The organism is Photobacterium lucens (assembly GCF_009873615.1).
GTDB classification, from domain to species: domain Bacteria; phylum Pseudomonadota; class Gammaproteobacteria; order Enterobacterales; family Vibrionaceae; genus Photobacterium; species Photobacterium lucens.
On the sequence record NZ_SSMG01000072.1, the window covers coordinates 1 to 2,669 of the forward strand.

Sequence of the window (2,669 nt, forward strand, 5' to 3'; positions counted from 1 at the left end):
TCTTGGTTTCATTGTGATTTTATTTTTATCAGTACTTGAATAATGAGAACTACATCAATTCCCTGAGGGTATAATACTTTCGTCTAATAGTCTTTCTGATAATCTTAATGTTAAATTTTAGTTGCAAATAGAGCTCTAGATTGAGCGTATTTGGAAATGATAAAAATTAAATAATTAAGGACTAAAAAATGAAAGATAAATTACAAGCAGCCATGTCAGTGAAGCTAAAAGGTTTAAACATTGAAGAACAACCGCCACGATTAGTGCGCTCTAATGCTGCTTTTGAGTCAAATCCAGATGTAGAAAGCAAAAAGAAATAACGAATAACCTTATAAAAGCACTCATCATTTGATGAGTGCTTTTCAGACATTAGGCGCATAAATATGAATAATATTCAAAATGAATTATATGCAATGCTTGAAAGCTTTAATGTAAATCCATCGGATGAATATAAAGAATGCATTGAGAAATATTTAACGGCGGATCTTTCTTTTACTTCTGAATTAATGGAAGGGTTGGCGAAAACAATCTTTAGAAGTAAAAAGATGATGGCTTATTACTTGCTTCATAATTCAATAGATGAGGCAAAAGGCGCAGCAAGACTTCGTTTAATGGCAAATCGTTATGCAGATGAAGAATTAAAACAAAAAATGCTAAGGCATTATAACGATGAGATGAATCACTCAACAATGTTTGCCAGTCTTATTCCTTTGACGGGCTATGAAGCCGAAGTGGATGACACTGGTGTCGAAGGCGAATTAACAAAAATATTAGACTTTGATGATAATATTAAAACGTTTATTTTTAGAGTTCATTCCATCGAAGTGCGCTCTTGGCGATTGTTATTACTCCATTTGAAAATCATCGAAGAAAGTAATGAGCAATATATGAAAGACATGCAGCCAACCATACAAAATATCCTTGAAGATGAAATGAGGCATGTTTCTTATACCGCACAATATGTTAGCCAATGGCTACATCAAGATCCTTATCTCTCTCAATCCTTTATAAACTGTATTACGCATACGAACAGAGAAACATGGGAAGATCTCTCTGCGATGTCTAATTTTATGCGTGATAACGTTGTTCAATTAATGCAAGAAGCCGAGGTATAAAATGAACGCTTGGAGGCACCATTTATTTTCACGCTCACCAATATCTATGCTCATCATTATTGGTATTGCATCGGTGATTGCTAATACTGGATGGCGAGTGGTAATGAACAACTTTGCTGTCGATACCGTGGGTATGACGGGGGCAAATATTGGTGTCCTTCAAAGTATCCGAGAAATTCCCGGTTTGCTGTCATTCACTGTCATGTTCTTACTGATGTTAATGTCAGAGCAGCGCGTCGCCATTCTTTCACTTTGTGTACTGGGGATCGGGGTGGCGATAACGGGCTATTTACCCTCGATTTATGGCTTTTATTTCACGACGGTTCTAATGTCTATCGGCTTTCATTATTTAGAGGCAGTTAATCGCTCCCTTTCAACTCAAGTGTTAGAAACGGAAAGCTTTGGACAATCAATGGGAATGATACGGGAAGCCTCTTCATTCATTGGTCTCGCCACCTTTATTGCCATTATTCTTGCGATCCAGTTTTTTGATGCCTCAGCCAAAACCATCTTCTTTTTCTGTGGACTCACTTGTGCTGCCTTAGCGGTATATTTACTTTCTTTTGCCCATTTTAAAGAACATAAAATCGAGCAGAAAAATAACATCATTTTAAGAAAAGAGTATTCGGTCTATTACCTGCTAACGTTTCTTGGTGGGGCACGAAGACAGATCTTTGTTGCCTTTGCTGGTTTATTAATGGTGCAAAAGTTTCATTACTCCATCACCATGATGGCAGTGCTATTTATGATCTCTAGTTTAGCGACAACCCTTACTGTTGCCTCCATAGGGCGGTTTATTGATCGCATCGGAGAGAAAAGGGCATTGATGATTGAATATCTGGCATTGGCGGTGGTCTTTACCTCGTATGCCTTTGTAGACAATCATTATCTCGCTGGTGGGTTATATATTCTCGATAGCATTTTATTTAGCTTCACCATTGCACTTGCTACCTACTTTAAGAAAACCATTCGCAGTGATGAAATTGCCTCATCTTCCAGTGTCTCTTTTACGATTAACCATATTGCAGCGGTGTTTTTACCGTTCTTATTAGGTTTATTATGGGTATCTAATTATCAAATCGTGTTTTTCTGCGGTGCTGTTATTTCTTGCATGAGCTTAATGGTGGCGTTCACTATTAAATCTGAGCCATTAAAGGGGAAAACAATAAAACAGGTTTGAGGGATGTTTAGTAATAAAGTCTTAATGAACAAAGCCAGCGTGTGCTGGCTTTGGGGATGTTATTTAGCAGTAAGTCTATTTATGCGTACTGGGTTAATCATCAAGCAGATTATTAAGTTGTTTTTCAGTCATTTTCTTTGCTATATCAATAACAGAGGAAATCCCTTCGTTTTGTAGTTTTTCTTTAATTACATTCAATATACTTGGTTTATTAAGTGCCGCTGAAAAATCATAACCATCAGATGTTAAACGCAAAGGCATTGAAATGAAATAGTATTCATCATCATCCAATTCAATACCTATTTTTCGATGTTCGCTCGCACCAATGATCAGTTTTTTTTCTGTCATAATAATTAGATGATGAGCTAGTTTCT

General features: G+C 36.6%; 4 protein-coding genes. 3 read left to right on the plus strand and 1 reads right to left on the minus strand.

Annotated elements, in window-relative coordinates; genetic code table 11:
* Window positions 1-188: 188 nt before the first annotated feature.
* From E5A76_RS20580 to E5A76_RS03860, 3 genes are all read left to right on the plus strand, one after another.
* On the plus strand, window positions 189-320 hold the full coding sequence (locus E5A76_RS20580; protein WP_262383630.1) for a hypothetical protein: 132 nt from the start codon (window positions 189-191) through the stop codon (window positions 318-320).
* 63 nt (window positions 321-383) lie between these two features.
* Window positions 384-1,115 (plus strand): GTPase, encoded by a 732-nt coding sequence (locus E5A76_RS03855; protein ID WP_161118149.1) that lies wholly within the window; start codon window positions 384-386, stop codon window positions 1,113-1,115.
* Window position 1,116: 1 nt separating this feature from the next.
* Entirely contained in the window at window positions 1,117-2,295 is a 1,179-nt protein-coding gene (locus E5A76_RS03860; protein WP_161118150.1) for an MFS transporter, read from the plus strand.
* Between the two features lie 93 nt (window positions 2,296-2,388).
* On the opposite strand, the gene E5A76_RS03865 is transcribed toward E5A76_RS03860, so the two are convergent.
* Window positions 2,389-2,669 (minus strand): hypothetical protein (locus E5A76_RS03865; protein ID WP_222932507.1); only part of this gene is annotated, 281 nt, incomplete at its 5' end.

Coding starts and splice junctions, on each gene's coding strand:
- E5A76_RS20580 (WP_262383630.1), top strand. CDS start 189: ATGAAAGATAAATTACAAGCAGCCATGTCAGTGAAGCTAAAAGGTTTA.
- E5A76_RS03855 (WP_161118149.1), top strand. CDS start 384: ATGAATAATATTCAAAATGAATTATATGCAATGCTTGAAAGCTTTAAT.
- E5A76_RS03860 (WP_161118150.1), top strand. CDS start 1,117: ATGAACGCTTGGAGGCACCATTTATTTTCACGCTCACCAATATCTATG.